Annotated in this window: 13 protein-coding genes and 2 pseudogenes; all 15 read left to right on the top strand. The window is 52.8% G+C overall.

The features are described 5' to 3' along the window. Positions 1-111 precede the first annotated feature (111 nt). Positions 112-216 (top strand): annotated as a pseudogene (locus LPB04_RS24495) (hypothetical protein); the annotation flags it as partial. A 14-nt stretch (positions 217-230) separates the two neighbouring features. Further along, on the top strand, positions 231-461 hold the full coding sequence (locus LPB04_RS24500) for a hypothetical protein (RefSeq protein WP_193689221.1): 231 nt from the start codon (positions 231-233) through the stop codon (positions 459-461). Positions 462-1,104: 643 nt separating this feature from the next. Then, the gene (locus tag LPB04_RS24505; protein ID WP_407943908.1) at positions 1,105-1,221 is read left to right on the top strand and encodes an H-NS family nucleoid-associated regulatory protein; all 117 of its coding nucleotides are present in this window, start codon (positions 1,105-1,107) and stop codon (positions 1,219-1,221) included. 23 nt (positions 1,222-1,244) lie between these two features. Beyond that, positions 1,245-2,797 (top strand): annotated as a pseudogene (gene glpD / locus LPB04_RS23335) (glycerol-3-phosphate dehydrogenase). A 221-nt stretch (positions 2,798-3,018) separates the two neighbouring features. Continuing rightward, positions 3,019-3,237, top strand: a complete 219-nt coding sequence (locus LPB04_RS23340) for a hypothetical protein (RefSeq protein WP_193689222.1) — start codon at positions 3,019-3,021, stop codon at positions 3,235-3,237. Positions 3,238-4,040: 803 nt separating this feature from the next. Further along, positions 4,041-5,189 carry a polysaccharide biosynthesis/export family protein gene (locus LPB04_RS23345; protein ID WP_227496786.1) on the top strand — a complete coding sequence of 383 codons (1,149 nt, stop codon included), beginning with the start codon at positions 4,041-4,043 and terminating at the stop codon, positions 5,187-5,189. Between the two features lie 32 nt (positions 5,190-5,221). Further along, the gene (locus LPB04_RS23350) at positions 5,222-7,504 is read left to right on the top strand and encodes a GNVR domain-containing protein (RefSeq protein ID WP_193689218.1); all 2,283 of its coding nucleotides are present in this window, start codon (positions 5,222-5,224) and stop codon (positions 7,502-7,504) included. Between the two features lie 467 nt (positions 7,505-7,971). Next, positions 7,972-9,945, top strand: coding sequence for a polysaccharide biosynthesis protein (locus LPB04_RS23355; protein WP_227496787.1), 1,974 nt, complete (start codon positions 7,972-7,974; stop codon positions 9,943-9,945). A gap of 52 nt (positions 9,946-9,997) precedes the next feature. Beyond that, complete coding sequence (locus tag LPB04_RS23360; RefSeq protein WP_193689219.1) at positions 9,998-11,326, top strand: nucleotide sugar dehydrogenase; 1,329 nt, start codon at positions 9,998-10,000, stop codon at positions 11,324-11,326. Positions 11,327-11,358: 32 nt separating this feature from the next. Continuing rightward, entirely contained in the window at positions 11,359-12,420 is a 1,062-nt protein-coding gene (locus LPB04_RS23365; protein WP_193689264.1) for a Gfo/Idh/MocA family protein, read from the top strand. 2 nt (positions 12,421-12,422) lie between these two features. Continuing rightward, complete coding sequence (locus tag LPB04_RS23370; protein ID WP_193689220.1) at positions 12,423-13,037, top strand: acyltransferase; 615 nt, start codon at positions 12,423-12,425, stop codon at positions 13,035-13,037. A 22-nt stretch (positions 13,038-13,059) separates the two neighbouring features. Then, a complete protein-coding gene (locus LPB04_RS23375) occupies positions 13,060-14,229 on the top strand; it encodes a DegT/DnrJ/EryC1/StrS family aminotransferase (RefSeq protein ID WP_193689223.1) in 1,170 nt (389 codons plus the stop codon). A 67-nt stretch (positions 14,230-14,296) separates the two neighbouring features. After that, positions 14,297-15,532, top strand: a complete 1,236-nt coding sequence (locus LPB04_RS23380) for a glycosyltransferase family 4 protein (RefSeq protein ID WP_193689224.1) — start codon at positions 14,297-14,299, stop codon at positions 15,530-15,532. A 28-nt stretch (positions 15,533-15,560) separates the two neighbouring features. Beyond that, complete coding sequence (locus tag LPB04_RS23385; protein WP_193689225.1) at positions 15,561-16,217, top strand: sugar transferase; 657 nt, start codon at positions 15,561-15,563, stop codon at positions 16,215-16,217. 63 nt (positions 16,218-16,280) lie between these two features. Next, positions 16,281-17,165, top strand: coding sequence for an SDR family oxidoreductase (locus LPB04_RS23390; RefSeq protein ID WP_193689226.1), 885 nt, complete (start codon positions 16,281-16,283; stop codon positions 17,163-17,165). The last annotated feature ends 81 nt before the right edge of the window (positions 17,166-17,246 follow it).

The following is a 17,246-nucleotide window of genomic DNA, read 5'->3' on the forward strand; positions in this document are numbered from 1 at the left end:
AGTTGGTGTCGCTGATAGCGTATCCGGAAGTTTCGCTTTTGCTTATACGCCGGATGCAGGTATGCAAAACCTTGGTACTCTTCCGGGGGCGTATTTAGTCGGGCAGAATCGATTAACGATGTAGGCACGGTTGTTGGTGGCTCGTTAGTTGGCGATTTTCCGTTAGCGCCATTCCACGCTTTTGAATATGCATCTGGTTCTATGTATGATTTAGGATCATTGAATGGCGCGTGGAGTGTCGGGAAGCAATCAATAACAATGGTGAAACCGTCGGCTGGTCTAATGCAGGCTTTAATGTGGATCATGCCGTATTGTACGCAGATGGGCTCCTTACTGATCTTGGTACCCTCAATGGTTTTGGTTCCAGCTTGGCATACGACATTAACGATGCTGGACAGATTGTTGGCTCCTCCGAGTTTATGACCGGGAAAGCGCGGCTTTTGTATGAAGAGGGTCGATGATCGATTTAACCACGCTTATTGACTCCGCGTCTGGTTGGACAATCGAATCGGCGTATTCGATTAATAATCAGCATCAAATTGCTGCGTTCGGATGCAAGCAGATGTATGCCAAACCTTATTGCTTGATCCGGTAACGCCTGTTCCCGAGCCGCAAACCGACTCAACTCTTCTAGCCGGATTATTGCTCATCCGATGGGTGCTCCGCGGCAGGCGGACACGGGTTCATCTGGGAAGCGGCGGCTAATTTACTGCAAATATAATTGGCGATACTCAGCCGCTTTCGCACAACGGCTGCTAGCTGCACCGTTGATGCACTTTAATCGTTTTCACACTAAATGTGGCGTTCGAATTTGGATTTGCTCAGAAGACGCTCAAACGACTGCCTTACCAGTTGTATAAGTACTTCATTCTTTAACCACTACATTCGTACACAGATATGAAACCCAATCAGAATTATCGGAATACTCACTTGCCCGCTGAACAAGTTAGAAGCAGAGGTTATTGAGGAGCTTAAAAAACGGCACTTTCTGGAGTATTAGTCAAGCACGTGAACAGTTTTGCATATTGCTCGCGGTGCTGGGCTTTCCGCCGAAGACCTAATGCTTAGTAATAGCCCAATAAGTCGAAAGTTGGACCCGCTCAAATGAAATACCATCATCCCATTGATGCGACGCGACATGGAGTGGACCGAGGGCGTCGACCAGGCTGGGTTAGAGACTGGATTGCTTCGGGAAAGAGTCTAGATACTTTAAAAATCTAATTGCGACCTTTCGGGAGGGCGGCATGGATGAAACAAGCGGGCACTATGAGTGCGACGTGCTGATTGTCGGCGGCGGCATCAACGGCGCGGCCATCGCGGCGCGACGCAGCCGGACGCGGCCTGCGCGTGGTGCTGTGCGAAAAGGACGACCTGGCCCAGCATACCTCCTCGGCATCGAGCAAACTCATCCATGGCGGCCTGCGCTACCTCGAACAGCGCCAGTTCGGCCTCGTGCGCAAGGCCCTGGCCGAGCGCGAAACCCTGCTCAGCAGCGCGCCCCACATCATGGCGTCCGCTGCGTTTCGTGATGCCCCATGACGCCGGCGCCCGCCCGGCCTGGATGATCCGCGCCGGGCTGTTCCTGTACGACCGCCTGGCGCGGCGCGAATTCCTGCCCGGCTCGCAGGGCGTGGACCTGCGCACCCACCCGGCCGGGGCATCGCTGCAGCCGCAGTACACGCGCGGCTTCATGTATTCCGACGGCTGGGTCGACGACGCCCGTCTGGTCGTGCTGAATGCGCTCGACGCCCGCGAGCGCGGCGCCGTCATCCTGACCCATGCGCGCTGCAACCCGCCGCAGCGCCACCCCGACGGCTGGAACGCCACGCTCGAGGGAGAAGGGCGCCACGTGCACGTGACGGCGCGCTGCCTGGTCAACGCCGCCGGCCCCTGGGCCGCGCGCTTCCTGCACGGCGCCACGAATGCGGCGGGCGGCCAGGCGCTGCGCCTGATCAAGGGCAGCCACATCGTCGTGCCGCGCCTGTTCGAGCACGCGCACGCCTATATTTTCCAGCACCCGGACGGGCGCATCGTGTTCGCGCTGCCCTATGAAGGCGCCTTTACCCTGGTCGGCACCACCGACGTCGACTTCCGCGGCGAGCTCGACAAGGTGGCGATCAGCGCCGAGGAAAAGGTCTACCTGTGCCAGCTGGTGAACCGCTATTTCACGCGCCAGGTGACGCCTGCCGACGTGCTGTGGAGCTATGCCGGCGTGCGTCCGCTGGTCGAGGATGCGGCCGCCAGCGCCGCGGCCGCCACGCGCGACTTCCGTCTCGAGCCCGACCTGGCCGGGGCACCGCTGCTATCCGTTTTCGGCGGGAAGATCACGACCAGCCGCAAGCTGGCCGAGCAGGCCGTGGACTGGATCGGGCAGGCGCTCGGCCGCGCGGGTCACAGTCACTGCGCGGGCTGGACGGAGCACGCCTGCCTGCCCGGTGGTGACCTCTACGGTCCGCGTCCGGACAAGCGCGGGGTGCTGGAATTCGGCGCCTGGAGCGCGCGCCAGGCAGGCCGTTATGCCTGGCTGCCGGCGCCCCTGTTAGAGCGCTATGCGCGCGCCTACGGCACCCGCATCCATCTGCTGCTGGCACGCCGCGAGAGCCTGGCGGACATGGGACCGGAAGTGCTGCCCGGCCTGTACGCGGCCGAGATCGACTACCTGATGCAGCACGAATGGGCGCGCAGCAGCGCCGACATCCTCTGGCGCCGCAGCAAGCTCGGCTTGCACATCGCACCCGGCAGCGCGGTGCGACTCGACGAGTGGATCGCGGCACGAGAGGAAGCTTTAGTTGTATAGGGCACACGGACTGCGTCTAAGACAGTATCAAAAAATCCATTATCGTTTAGGTCGTCCATAATGTTTGGCTAATTCTTGCAGAAAATTGCGTCAGCAGGCTAAACAAATTATTGTTGGGCAGCGAAACCGAAGTGCCGAAAGAATTATTGGCTTTCAGATCTCAGAGGGGTTTTTCCTAAACTCTTATGTCAAATATGTGCGCGTATCCCGAGGAGCGCATCATGAGTTGGAAACAACGTAAAAACAGGGAACGCCGCACCGATCTGCGCACGTCTATGCTAATCGATGCAGCTATCAATGCAGTCCTCACAAACCACCTGATTCCTGTCGCAGAAGAACTTATTGATCAGGGCATTGATCCAAATCTTATCCTACGTGTTCTGACACGCCAGCCGAGCGAAGGCGCTATGGCGAATTATACGAATCGTACCAGTCATTAGTGTTCCACTAGTTTATTCAGAGTGACATTTAGAGCGCTTATAAATATTTTTAAACTATCTTCCCTAAGATACTAATTGCTCACTCAAACGGTGTTCCTTCTTTTTCGAACTATTGGAAACTTTAACTTATCACTGTCCAAGCTCGCAAACGGCATCAATGTTCGCTTACTCGAACGACCGAACTTCTTAAATCTGTGCTGTTAAGCGACTACGACAAGCGCAAGGATGAGATCTTTAACCGGCGTTATCGACAATGATAATAGGCAACTCAGACGATGAGTGCAGAGCAATTAATATCGGCACGTCTTAACTCAAGGCGTCGGCTCCCAACGTTTTAAGTACATACCGCGAGCATCATGCCGCGCTCAATTTCCATTTGAAATTGTAGCGTTGCCGATACCCAATACTGAGCTCCTGACGCCGAGCTAGCGGCTACGTATACCTTCGGTCCCGAAGTTGACCAAGGGTCGATAACTTCTTCTTGTGTGCATTTTCAGCTTTGATAGCAAGCCTCCTCATACGCCCTGTCGTGTCGGCGCCGCCGAAAAGTTTGCCGAGGTAACAATCAATCCTTGCCAAGCTAATGTTGACAGCGCGAATCAGGAGCCCCAAGACCGAGCTAAGGGATTGTTGCTCGGCTCTAACTGCGGCTTGGCAGGCCCCAAAGCCGCGTTTCGTATGTTTTGATAAACAGTACCCGCCCAAAATGATGTCGCGATATTTGATCTGAACCAAAGTCCGGTCTGCTTGTTTGACCTACCCTGAGTCTAGATGCACCCACGTACTCATTCTGACAGGCAATCATGGAAACGTTCAACGTGTTAATTCTCAAGGGAACTAATTTCAGGATCGGGGTTCTGGCATTAATTTGCTTCATCGAAGTCGTCATTACTGGATGTGCCTCGTCCATTCAGTTTCGCGAAAACGGCATGCACGGAACGGATGAGCTTGCACCTCCGACTGAAATGATTACCGAAAAGCTGATCAACGCAGAGCGAGAGCAGCGACGGCAGGTAGCCAACGAAGACCTCGACCGTCTGCTTGTGCCTAACCCTCCGCCTTATGTCATCGGTAGCGGCGACCTTCTCTCAATTGTGGTGTGGGATCATCCTGAACTTGCGAACGGCTCGGTCGCTTCGGCTATAGCACCGACGAGCGCGACAGTGGACCCTGGCAACGCGACAAATGCAGCTGTGGGCTTCGTGGTTGATCACGCCGGCCAAATTCAATTTCCCCTCATTGGCATGGTGGCTGTGGACGGTCTGACCGAGGAGCGTGCTCGTGCATTGTTGACGACCAAGCTTGCTAAGTATCTAACAAGTCCAAACGTAACGCTACGCGTACTCGCATATCGAAGCAAGCGTGTGTATGTCGATGGTGAAGTCAAACAGCCCGGATTACAGGCCATCAATGACATCCCAATGACCTTAATGGAAGCGCTAAACCGCGCTGGTGGTCTGCTGCCCACGGCCGACCAGAGCCGCATTGCTTTAGAGCGTGGTAAGGCCCGCTACCGAATCAATCTCCGTGATCTTGTACAGAAAGGAATAAATCCTGGAAGCGTCATGTTAGCGCACGGTGACGTTGTACGTGTGCATTCGCGTGACGAAAGCAAGATATTTGTCTCCGGTGAAGTCATCACACCGAAGGCACTCACAATGCACGATGGCCGCCTCACGTTGAATGAAGCATTAGGTGAGACAGGCGGCATCAGCCCACTAAGCGGAGACGTACGCCAGATCTACGTCGTGCGCAAGACGGCTGAGCGGACACGAGTCTTTCAGCTCGATGCCCGGATAGCCAGCTCGCTGGCGATGGCTGAGGGTTTTGAACTGCAGCCCAAAGATATTGTGTACGTGGCTGCAACTCCGTTGGCGAACTGGAACCGCAGTATCAGTCTACTAATCCCTGGTGCATTGACTTCCGCTGTCACTGCAACCAACCGGCAGTAACTATCCTGCCCTCATCAAGAACGGAGTTAGACATGAGTATCGCAAGTGAGCAGCACGCTCTAGCCCCAATGGCCCCTCATCCTCCAGTTTTTAGCATTCCTTTTGACCCTCATGTTGTCCATGGACCGGACGAGTCGTCATCTGATCTCAAGGGTTACCTCGGCACATTCTATGACAACCGCTGGCTGATCGGTGCGATCACTCTGCTCTTAACACTCGTAGCAGTCATGTACGTGCTAATAGCTAAACCCGTATTCGAGGCTAACCTAATAATCCACGTTGAGGAGGAGAGCACGAACGCATCAAAGAACATTCTCAGCGAAGCATCTTCGCTTTTTGAAATGAAAAAAACAGCAATTGCAGAGATCGAACTGCTGCGTTCGCGAATGGTTATATCGCGCTCACTCGACGACTTACAGCTTTATATAGATGTACATCCAAAATACTTCCCCGTTTTAGGGCCGTGGTTTGCAAGCTGGAATAGTAGTCACCTATCTACCCCTGGCCTGCTCGGCTATGGCGGGTACGTCTGGGGCGGCGAGAAGGCCGAGGTTTCATTATTTGAGGTACCCAACGCGTGGGTGGGCCGCGAATTTACACTAGCCACGCTAAGCAACCAACGCTTCCGATTTAGTGGCGGTGGGCAACCGATCGTATTTGAAGGGAACGTTGGCCTGCGCTACCGAGTGCCTACTCCCGAGGGCGTAATCGAGCTGAAGGTCAACAATATGTCCGCGGAACCAGGCGCCCACTTTGTATTGAGACGCATGTCGCGCGCATCAATGACGGAAGCAATCCAAAATGCACTCGTGATCACCGAGCAGGGCAAGGAGTCGGGCATCATCGAAGTTAAGCTGGAGGGAGAAAATCCTCGCGAAACTTACAGTGTGTTGAGCGAGATCGGCCGCGAATACATGCGCCAAAACCTCGCACGTAAGACCGAAGAAGCTGAAAAGTCGCTTGCATTCTTAAATCGACAGCTTCCGATTGTAAAGCGTCAGTTAGAGCAGGCAGAAGAACGCTATAACGAGTTCCGCAACCTTAATGGGACGGTAGACTTGCGCGAAGAAGCGCGCTTAAGCCTAGAGCAAGCGTCTGCAACGCGCGCGCGGGGAATTGACTTGATGCAGAAAAAAGCGGAGCTCCTCGCCCGCTTTACGGAGGATCACCCAGTTGTAATGGCAATTAACCGCCAGCGGAAGGAGGTCGAAGCTGAGCTTGCGGCTATTAAAGCGCGAATCAGAAATATGCCTATGCTAGAGCAAAATGAAGCAAGGTTAACACGCGACATCAAGGTCAGCACCGAACTCTACACCTCACTTCTAAATACTGCACAGCAGTTGCGCTTGACAGCCACAGGCCGAGTTAGCAACGTGCGTATGGTCGACGCACCTGTTCTGCCGGAAAAGCCGATTAAGCCGAGACGTGCGCTAATAGTAGCGCTGGCTGCGATAACTGGGTTATTCCTAGGCACTGTGGTGGCATTCACACGCAAAGCGATAACAGGAGGAATCGACGACCCGCATAAAATCGAACAGATGCTGCGGGCAAGAGTGGTCTACGCTACCATTCCACATAGCGGAAATCAAGATAAACTAATGCGCAAGAAAAAGAGTGGGTACAGTGTCTTGCCATTACTAGCAACAATGATGCCTGAAGACGTAGCTGTTGAGAGTCTACGAAGCTTCCGGGCGGCCCTTCAGTTCCAGCTGCCTCATTTTAAGAACAACGTTGTAATGTTTGCTGGTCCAACAAGCGGGATGGGCAATTCTTTCGTTACTGCTAATTTTGCGGCCATAATGGCGGCGAGCGGAAAACGCGTCTTGCTAATTGATACCGACTTACGTTGCGGCCAGCTGTACCATTATTTTGGTGTGGGCCGTGACCACGGATTGTCCGACGTAGTATTAGAAAAGGCATCAATCGGTGAGGTTATTCATCGCAACGTAATCGAAAACCTCGATTTCGTTGGCACCGGAGAACTGCAATCAAGCCGCTCGGAATTGCTGTTGCATACAAATTTCGGCAAATTTATAAAACAAACGAGTGCTCACTATGATCTCGTTCTGCTTGATTCGCCACCCCTATTGACAAGTGCTGAAGCGCTAGTCATCAGTGCGTACGCTGGCGCTGTCTTTATGATTGCTCGTTCAGGCCGCACCAACGAACGTCAGATCAATGAGTCAGTTAAACGCCTGCACCACATCGGTGTGTCGTTGCAAGGAATATTGCTAAACGATATGGCGCCACGTTTAAGTTCCTTCAGCTCCAAGGAGCACGCGCCAGCTAGTCGGATTGGGCTTGGTAGCGTCTGAGAGCCTCCGTATGTCATAGGGCATAGTTATCGGCAACGATGCCCGCATAAGATGAGCGCCATTTTTCTAAGCTAAAAGCGGATGGGGTAAGTACAGCTCCATCAAGGATTCTTAAGCTTAGACGGCCTAAAAAAAACCTCCAGGGCTAGGGGCGGCCTCAAAGACAGTACGCCTATACGGCCGGACGCTCCAACGCAGCCACGGAGGTTTTTTGGTAGGCGCTATTAGAGTCGGGTGTTTAAAGAGTACAACAAAGACGGAGCTATCTTTACCTGGTTTGAGCCTTGTCAAAGGCACTTATTATATTTAATAAGATTATGAAACTGCGAAGCAAAGCAAAGCAAAGCAAATCAATCGATAGTGGCGGTTGAACGGCAACAAATTTATAGATGCGTCGCCATTGCTTGATATTAGAACGGAAATGTTCGGAGAGTTTTCGCTGACCAATCTACGAAGCGACTAGAATCATGTTAAAAATCCAGCAAGGCAGCGTCAAGCTATTATGCCAAAAATTGGTTTCGTTGCCTCGATCAGCAAAAATTGGGCTGATGGTCGCGGCAGATCTAATTGCGTTACCGTTCTGTTTTTTGGTAGCCATACTTCTCCGGGGTGGCGATTTGGATCTGGTGTCAGGTTTTAGTCCCGCATCCTACTTCCTCGTGGCTGTGGTTACCGTCACTACCTTCTCAGTCTCCGACCTGTACCGTGCGGTTATCCGCTTCATCGATCAACGTCTGCTCAGTATCACTGGACTATCACTAGCGGTCGCTATTTTATGCGCTTATGTCGTAATGTTTATCATTAACGAAAAAAGCTTCCCGCGCAGTGCTTTAGCGATCTATTGGTTTGTCGGTTTTTCCTACGTTGTCGCTTCGCGAGTTGGAATGCGTAATTTCTTGCGTAATCAAGATTTGCGCGGACGCCGCGTTTCGGAAGTAGTGGCAATTTATGGCGCTGGCGAAGCGGGCGCCCGTTTGGCACAAACAATGCATGGTGGCGACGAATACCGCCCAGTTTGTTTCTTCGATGACAAGCACGCGCTCAATGAACGCAAGATCGGCGCGTTACGCGTTTTCAACACTGAGCGCTTGGTAGAAATTGTCAATGCGATGTGTATTCGCTCGATCGTCATCGCTATTCCATCTGTGTCGCCGGCACGCCTGCGCGACATCATGAACCGGTTGTCTAAGGCTGGGATTAGTACTCGTATTCTCAGTCGTCTTGTCGATCTAGCGGGGGAGACGCCTAGCCCACACGAAGCAATTCGTGAACTCAAGTTTGAGGATCTGCTCGGTCGCCCGCCTGTGCCTCCCCGTATCGATCTGTTTGCACGCTGCGTGCGCGGAAAGACAGTGTTGGTAACCGGGGCAGGTGGCTCTATCGGTAGCGAGTTGTGTCGGCAGATAGTGACGCTCGCTCCGAGCCATATGCACTTGCTCGACCATTCGGAGTTTGCGCTGTACACCATTCGCCAGGAACTGACAACGCGTTTCCCCGACCTCCACATCGTCGCGCACCTGGGCTCTGTCTGTAACGCCGATCTGGTCGGGCGTATCCTACGCGACAGCAAAGTCGACACCATTTATCACGCAGCCGCATATAAACATGTGCCATTGGTTGAGTCCAACATTGTCGAGGGCATGCGAAATAATGTCGTTGGAGCTCAGGTAATCGCTGCCCAGGCGGCTCTGCACCACGTTAAGACGTGTGTCCTGATTTCAAGCGACAAGGCGGTTCGACCGACCAATGTGATGGGAGCAAGTAAGCGGATCGCCGAGTTGATCTTCCAGGCTGCAGCAACACGACCCGAAACTTCTACCACTTTCGCCATGGTGCGATTCGGTAATGTGTTGGGCTCATCTGGCTCGGTGATCCCGCTATTTCAACGTCAAATATCTCAGGGCGGTCCTATCACGATTACGCATCCTGAGATGTCGCGCTATTTTATGCTTATACCAGAGGCGGCCCAACTAGTGATTCAGGCGGGTGCCATGGCTAAAGGCGGCGATGTGTTTGTGCTCGAGATGGGCGAGCCAGTAAAGATCGTTGACCTGGCGCGCAGTCTCATCGCGTTGTCAGGCTTAACAGAAAAGACGCTGCAGAACCCGAACGGCGACATTGAAGTGCGCTACGTTGGCCTATTTCCTGGCGAAAAGCTCCATGAGGAGTTATTGATCGACGGTACGGTAATCCCTAGTGAGCATCCTCGCATCATGCGCATGAAGGAAAATGCGCTGCCCCCAAGCGTCCTCGATACATTTATCGCCTGCTTGATGATGGCGTGCGAAACCAACGATCGCGCGATGATTGAATCAATGGCTAGAGCAATCGTTCCCGAATACAACCCGCAGCAAGCATTGGCTGTACCGACCGCGGTTCCGATTTCGCAATCGTCTACGCAGTTAAGCGTCATCAAAAAATTTGTTCCGTTTCGTATGTAATTATTTCATTCTAGCGTCCACCTAACCCATCCACTGATTCGTGAGGAACCTCATGCGTGACGAAAGTAAACCGGCATACCTCGATCAGCTCATCGCAAAGTTACACGACGGCACTGCTGTAATCGGCATCATTGGCCTTGGCTACGTTGGGTTACCACTGACTTTGCGCTATTCAGAGGCTGGATTTCGGGTCCTAGGGATCGACATCGATTCGGCAAAGGTCGAAAAGCTGAATCGCGGCGAAAGTTATATCGAAAATATTCCTGCGAACTCGATCTGCGCGGCACGTTCAGTTGGCTTTCAGGCTACGACCGATTTCGCGCGCGCTTGTGAAGCGGATGCGCTGATCATTTGTGTACCCACGCCCTTAAATCCCTACCGCGAGCCAGATTTGTCGTTTGTTCTCGGCACCGTCGACGCACTTCTTTCTTTTATCCGTCCAGGCCAGTTAGTGTCACTAGAAAGTACTACCTATCCAGGCACCACCGAAGAAGAGCTGCGTCCGCGGCTCGAGTCACGCGGCTTCGTGGTGGGACGAGACGTATTTCTCGTGTTCTCGCCGGAGCGCGAAGACCCCGGCAACCCGGATTTCGAAACTCGCACTATTCCAAAAATATGTGGAGGCAGTACTGCGGCCTGCCTCGAAGCTGGTGTTGCCTTGTACGAGTCGGCAATTGACCGTGTAGTACCAGTTACATCGACCCGCGCCGCTGAACTTACAAAATTATTAGAGAACATCCATCGGGCAGTAAATATCGGCTTGGTGAATGAGATGAAGATCATCGCTGACAAGATGGAAATAGACATACACGAGGTGATCAGAGCTGCCGCCACTAAACCGTTTGGCTTTACTGCGTACTATCCTGGTCCGGGCCTGGGTGGTCACTGCATTCCGATTGATCCATTTTACCTTACCTGGAAGGCCCGCCAATATGGCGTACATACGCGCTTCATTGAACTCGCAGGCGAAATTAATAGCGAAATGCCACATTGGGTAGTGGGAAAGGTGACTGACGCATTAAATCAGCGCAAGCGCTCAGTTATGGGCAGCCGCATTCTGGTGTTGGGTATCTCATACAAGAAGGATGTCGAAGACATGCGCGAGTCGCCGTCAGTTGAATTAATGGAGCTTCTGCGCGATAAAGGGGCGCACGTCGACTATTCCGATCCGCATGTGCCCGTCTTCCCTCGCATGCGTGAACACTATTTCGACCTCTCTAGCATCCCGCTTACTCCGGAGTCGCTGGCGTCCTACGATTTAGTATTGCTAGCGACAAGCCATAGCGCTTTTGACTACGAAATGATTCGCGACCATGCGAATCTGATTGTTGATACTCGTGGCGTGTACTTGGAATGCCTGCCCCATATCGTGAAAGCCTGAGCGTTCAACCGGAGAAGAACATGCACAACGTAATGCGTAATTATCCACAAGGTATTACCAATCGGAAGATACGCTTCGCTTTAGTGGGCTGTGGCCGTATTGCGACCAACCACTTCAGCGCTATTCGCGAACACGCGGATCGCTGCGAGCTGGCGGGTGTATGCGACATAGAGCGACGTGCTCTCGCTGTCGCTGCAGACAAGACGGGTGCTGAGGCGTACTCAAGCTTGGATCAAATGCTTGCGCGCTGTGACGCCGATGCTTTCATCGTCACCACTCCTTCAGGTTTGCATCCCGAGCAGACGATCCAAATCGCCCGTGCTGGCCGTCATGTGATCACTGAGAAACCGATGGCCACGCGTTGGGAAGACGGCAAGCGAATGGTTGCAGCCGCTGATGCCGCTGGTGTGCGCCTATTTGTTGTTAAGCAGAACCGTCGCAACGCCACACTGCAGTTGCTTAAAAGCGCAGTCGAGAAAAAGCGCTTCGGTCGTATCTACATGGTCAACCTCAATGTGTTCTGGACACGCCCTGAAGAGTACTATAACAGCGCTGACTGGCGTGGAACGTGGGAATTCGATGGCGGCGCCTTTATGAATCAGGCGAGCCACTACGTTGACTTGATCGACTGGATCGTCGGGCCGGTAGAGAGCTTGCAGGCCTACACCGCCACGCTAGCGCGCAACATCGAAGTCGAAGATACTGGCGTCGTTAGCCTACGCTGGCGCAACGGCGCTTTGGGCTCGATGAACGTTACGATGCTCACTTATCCGCGCAATTTTGAAGGATCCATCACAATTCTCGGCGAGCACGGAACCGTACGCATCGGTGGCGTTGCCGTGAATGAAGTGCAGCAATGGGAATTCGCTGAACCTGATCCAGATGACGAAAAAGTACGCGATGCCAGTTACCAGACGACCTCGGTGTACGGCTTTGGCCACCCGCTTTATTACGACAACGTCATCAAAGTACTACGCGGGGAAGCTGAACCCGAAACCGACGGTCGCGAAGGACTGAAATCACTCGAGGTCTTGGTCGCAACCTACATGTCAGCACGTGACGGTAAGCGCGTCGCGCTCCCGCTGGAGTATTAATTATGGATCGCGATCTCTCGCAGGACCGGATCCATCCCAGCGCAATCGTCGACGAGGGTGCGGAGCTTGGTGCAGAAACACGCGTTTGGCATTTTGCTCATGTCTGCGCAGGCGCACGCATTGGCGAAGCCTGCTCTCTCGGGCAAAACGTCTTTATTGCTAACGACGTTCGTATCGGTAATCGGGTCAAAATACAAAATAACGTCTCTGTCTATGATGCTGTTACGCTCGAAGACGACGTGTTCTGCGGGCCCAGCATGGTCTTTACTAATGTCCACAATCCTCGTTCGGCTGTGGAACGCAAGAATGAATATCGACCGACCTTGGTCCGGCGCGGCGCAACGCTTGGCGCCAACTCCACCATCGTTTGCGGAGTTACTATCGGAGAATATGCTTTCATCGGTGCTGGCGCTGTAGTCACACGCGACGTCCCGGCGTTTGCTCTAATGGCCGGGGTGCCGGCACGCCAAATTGGTTGGATGAGTCGCTATGGAGAGCGGTTGCCCTTGCCCATCGGTGGTAACGGCGAAGCGCGATGTCCAAATACAGGCGATATCTATACCTTACAGAACGGCGTTTGTCTGATGACTTCACGCCCTGAAACTCACGCGCTCTAACCCTCACAAAACGGACCTTAACATGGAATTTATCGACCTTAAAGCTCAGTATGAAGCATCGCGGGAACTAATTAATCAGCGCATTCAGGCAGTGCTCGACCACGGTCAGTACATCATGGGTCCTGAAGTAGTAGAACTTGAGTCGGGACTGGCCCAGTACACGGGAGCGCGCCATTGCATCACAGTCTCGTCGGGCACAGAAGCGCTGGTGATTTCGCTTATGGCGCTCGGCATTAAACCAGGCGATGAGGTCATCACTACGCCGTTCTCGTTTATCGCCACCGCGGAAGCCATCGTGCTCCTTGGCGCTACTCCGGTGTTCGTCGACATTGATCGAACGACATGTAACCTTGCACCGAGCCTAATCGAGGCCAAGGTGACGCCGCGCACTCGCGCAATCATGCCGGTATCGCTGTTCGGTCAACCAGCTGATATGGACGAAATCAATGCGATCGCTCAACGCCATGGCCTCGCCGTGATTGAGGACGCAGCCCAAAGCTTCGGTGCGACCTACCACGGCAAGAAAAGCTGCAACCTATCAACTATTGGTTGCACCAGCTTCTTTCCGAGCAAGCCACTTGGCTGTTACGGCGATGGCGGAGCCATCTTTACCAGCGACGACAATCTTGCTCAAGCCATGCGTGAAATCCGAGTGCATGGCCAGTCCCGGCGGTACGTTCATACTCGCATAGGGGTCGGCGGACGGATGGATACCTTGCAATGTGCAATCGTATTGGCGAAGCTGGAGCGTTTTGAATGGGAACTGATGCAGCGCGCAAAGGTGGCTGAGCGCTACGACGTATTGCTGTCTGGGCGGATCGAGCGAATCTCCTGCATCTCCGCGCGCACAAGCGTGTACGCTCAGTACACGGTAGTTGTCGAGAACCGCGCGCGCGTTCAAGAGCAATTGCATGCGGCCGGTATTCCCACCGCAGTACATTATCCGGTTCCAATTCATAGGCAACCTGCGTACGCTCACTTCTCGTCCGCAGATTGCTGTCCGGTAGCGCTCGAGATGGCAGACAAAGTCATCAGTCTACCTATGGGACCATATTTGTCAGCCGAGTCTGCCAATACCGTCGCTATCACCTTGCTAAGTGCGGCAGGCATTGCGCTGCCCGAAGAAATTACCACAACCGAAACAGCAGAACAACAAAGCATGGCTGCCGCTACAGCAAGTGCCTTGCCCTAAGTTTGCAAGGGCTACTCTTACCAGGGTTCGGCTAAAGGAAGCGATGTTAACGCTCGGGACAGGTGAAATGAATATCCTTCTAATCAATCACTACGCTGGTTCGCCAAGACATGGTATGGCATTTCGTCCCTACTACCTGGCCCGCGAGTGGGTGCGTCTAGGCCATCGCGTCCACATCATCGCCTCAGAACATTCCCACATCCGTGCACGTCAGCCTGATCTCCGGGGCAAAGCGCGCCTTGACGAGACCATCGACAACATCGAGTACAGTTGGTACCGCACGCCAACTTATTGCGGCAACGGGATCGGCCGCGTAAAGAATATGGCGACGTTTATCGCAGCATTGTATCGGGACAGTAAGCAATGGGCGCAGTCGTACAAGCCCGATGTGGTCATTGCGTCAAGCACCTACCCCATGGATATCTGGCCTGCTCATCGGATCTCTACGTTAGCCAAGGCAAAACTATTATTTGAAGTGCATGATCTATGGCCTTTATCGCCGATGGAACTTGGAGGAATGTCGAAATGGCACCCGTTCATCATGGTAGTGCAAAAAGCTGAGGACTATGCGTATCGCCATGCAGACGGTGTGGTGTCGATTTTACCTAAGGTACGTGAATATATGGTGTCGCGCGGGCTAGCGCCAGAGAAACTACACCTGGTACCCAACGGCATCGATCCAACCGAATGGATTGCCGGCAGTCGTCAATTGCCCGACCGAGTCATTCGTGTTCTTGCCGCGCTTCGTGAGCAAGGCAATGCCATCGTGGGTTACGCAGGCACGCATGGCGTATCGAACGCACTCGACAATATGCTGAGCGCAGGAAGACTAATGCTAGACGAGAAGGTCGCGTTTGTGCTCGTAGGATGCGGGCCGGATAAGGCGAGTCTACAAGAGCGAGCGGCTCGCGAAAATCTAAGTAACGTCTACTTTTTAGACCCAGTCGAGAAAAGCCAGATCCCTTCTTTGCTGCAATGCTTCGATATTGCTTACATTGGCTGGCATCGGCATCCACTGTACCGGTTCGGAATTGCTCCAAACAAATTAATGGACTACATGATGGCGGCGCGCCCTGTATTGCACGCAGCTGCAGCTGGAAATGATCCTGTTGAGGAGGCGCGTTGCGGGGTAACCGTAGAGCCAGATAATCCTGAAGCAGCCGCTGTCGGCATTCGGGGACTATTACGTCTTTCGATTGAAGAACGAACCGCAATGGGACAGCGAGGAAAGGCATTTGTTCTAGACAATTTGACTTATCCTGTCTTAGGGCAACGCTTTCTCGCCGCATGCAGTCATCAATAAATTAAAACGGCTGTTGCAGGTGAGGCCCATGCGTCACTCGTCATATTTCGGCCGAAAAATTTTGAGGACATGGCTTCACTCATCTCGCAGAAAGAAAACGTCGAAAGTAAAGACCAAAGAGGTGACAAAACGTTTGCTCGATATATCGTTTGCGTTAGTAGCAATGTCCATTTTAACGGTACCCTTCCTGGTCCTCGTTATTTTGGTAAAGCTAACTTCGAAAGGACCAGCACTTTACTGGTCGGACCGAATCGGCCGAGATAACGTAATTTTCTCGATGCCAAAATTGCGGACAATGCGCGTAGGCACACAAGTGGTAGCGACTCACCTCCTTCCGAACCCTGACGAGTGCCTCACACCGATCGGCGGGTTCCTGCGCAAGTCGAGCCTAGATGAATTACCGCAACTATGGTGCATCTTCCGCGGCCAGATGAGTCTCGTCGGCCCGCGCCCAGCGTTATTCAATCAGCACAACCTCATCAAAATGCGCACCGAAAAAGGCATCCATATGATCCGTCCAGGTTTAACTGGATGGGCACAGATCAATGGTAGAGATGAGCTACCAATACCTGAAAAAGTAGAGCTCGACCTCTACTACTTGCGCCACCGATCGATAGCATTCGACGCGAAAGTTATTTTCCTTACGTTTCTAAAGGTGATGCGTCGTGAAGGCATTACCCACTGACAAATCCTGCGATGTTAGCAAAATTATTGATTGCGTCCAGCAACAATTTTCACAGGGAATTCTATGCGTACCATTGCAATCATCGGCGCAACAGGAGAAGTCGGTTTCAGACTCGTGCATGCTCTACGATCGACATACAAAATAATTGCGATAATTCGTAACCGGGAAAAGCGGGACTTCAGCTGCTATCCCGACGTTGAAGTCCGTCAGCTCGATGATATAACGGATTTCAATAGGCTCGGTTTATTGCTCAGCGGGTGCGAAGCCATTATAAACACAGCATACATTTGGTTTGCTGAACACATTCATCGAGCAGTATTGCACAGTAAAACGCCCATTCGTCATGTCGTATTAACGGGGTCGACCGGAATCTATACGCGCTTACCGTCCGAGAGTGCAGACCGTAAGCGCGAAGCCGAAGCATTCGTACGTACAAGCTACCGTTGTCCCTGGACAATTATTAGGCCCACCATGATTTACGGCCATAAGGACGATCGAAATATATCGCGTTTAGTTCAGGCGGCTGCTCACTACCCCGTCTTACCTTTAATCGGTAAGGGCGATAACCTTATTCAACCTGTGCTAATTCACGATCTCATCAGAGCTTATAAAATGGCAGTACTTAATCCTAAATTTTATAATAAGTCCTACGATATTGGAGGAGGTAAGGCATATTCGAATAGGGATTTAATCTCCTGCGCTGCATCAAGCCTCGGGAAACCAGCCCGGTTAATGCCCCTTCCTATAGCGCTCATTCGAGGCGGGATCGCTTTGCTTTCGGTAATAGGGAAGAGCCCGATCTCGAAGGAGCAGGTAGGGCGCTTCCAAGAAAACAAAGATATTGACCTTGCCCCGTTCATTAGCGATTTTGGCTATATCCCTCGTGATTTCGAACATGGAATCCATTGGTTGATACGAGATCTGAAAGTTCACAGATTACTCCGCTGACATTCAAAATGGTAATGTCGGAGATAAATCGGGCGGCGCTCTTTAATGTTTGATATGACCGACGAGCCGAAAATCAACATC

Origin of the sequence: Massilia litorea, assembly GCF_015101885.1 — a bacterium.
Taxonomy (GTDB): Bacteria; Pseudomonadota; Gammaproteobacteria; order Burkholderiales; family Burkholderiaceae_D; genus Telluria; species Telluria litorea.

Excerpts from the sequence above, each read along its gene's own strand:
- LPB04_RS24505 (WP_407943908.1), top strand. The coding sequence starts at position 1,105 with ATGAAATACCATCATCCCATTGATGCGACGCGACATGGAGTGGACCGA.
- LPB04_RS23340 (WP_193689222.1), top strand. The coding sequence starts at position 3,019 with ATGAGTTGGAAACAACGTAAAAACAGGGAACGCCGCACCGATCTGCGC.
- LPB04_RS23345 (WP_227496786.1), top strand. The coding sequence starts at position 4,041 with ATGGAAACGTTCAACGTGTTAATTCTCAAGGGAACTAATTTCAGGATC.
- LPB04_RS23350 (WP_193689218.1), top strand. The coding sequence starts at position 5,222 with ATGAGTATCGCAAGTGAGCAGCACGCTCTAGCCCCAATGGCCCCTCAT.
- LPB04_RS23355 (WP_227496787.1), top strand. The coding sequence starts at position 7,972 with ATGTTAAAAATCCAGCAAGGCAGCGTCAAGCTATTATGCCAAAAATTG.
- LPB04_RS23360 (WP_193689219.1), top strand. The coding sequence starts at position 9,998 with ATGCGTGACGAAAGTAAACCGGCATACCTCGATCAGCTCATCGCAAAG.
- LPB04_RS23365 (WP_193689264.1), top strand. The coding sequence starts at position 11,359 with ATGCGTAATTATCCACAAGGTATTACCAATCGGAAGATACGCTTCGCT.
- LPB04_RS23370 (WP_193689220.1), top strand. The coding sequence starts at position 12,423 with ATGGATCGCGATCTCTCGCAGGACCGGATCCATCCCAGCGCAATCGTC.
- LPB04_RS23375 (WP_193689223.1), top strand. The coding sequence starts at position 13,060 with ATGGAATTTATCGACCTTAAAGCTCAGTATGAAGCATCGCGGGAACTA.
- LPB04_RS23380 (WP_193689224.1), top strand. The coding sequence starts at position 14,297 with ATGAATATCCTTCTAATCAATCACTACGCTGGTTCGCCAAGACATGGT.
- LPB04_RS23385 (WP_193689225.1), top strand. The coding sequence starts at position 15,561 with ATGCGTCACTCGTCATATTTCGGCCGAAAAATTTTGAGGACATGGCTT.
- LPB04_RS23390 (WP_193689226.1), top strand. The coding sequence starts at position 16,281 with ATGCGTACCATTGCAATCATCGGCGCAACAGGAGAAGTCGGTTTCAGA.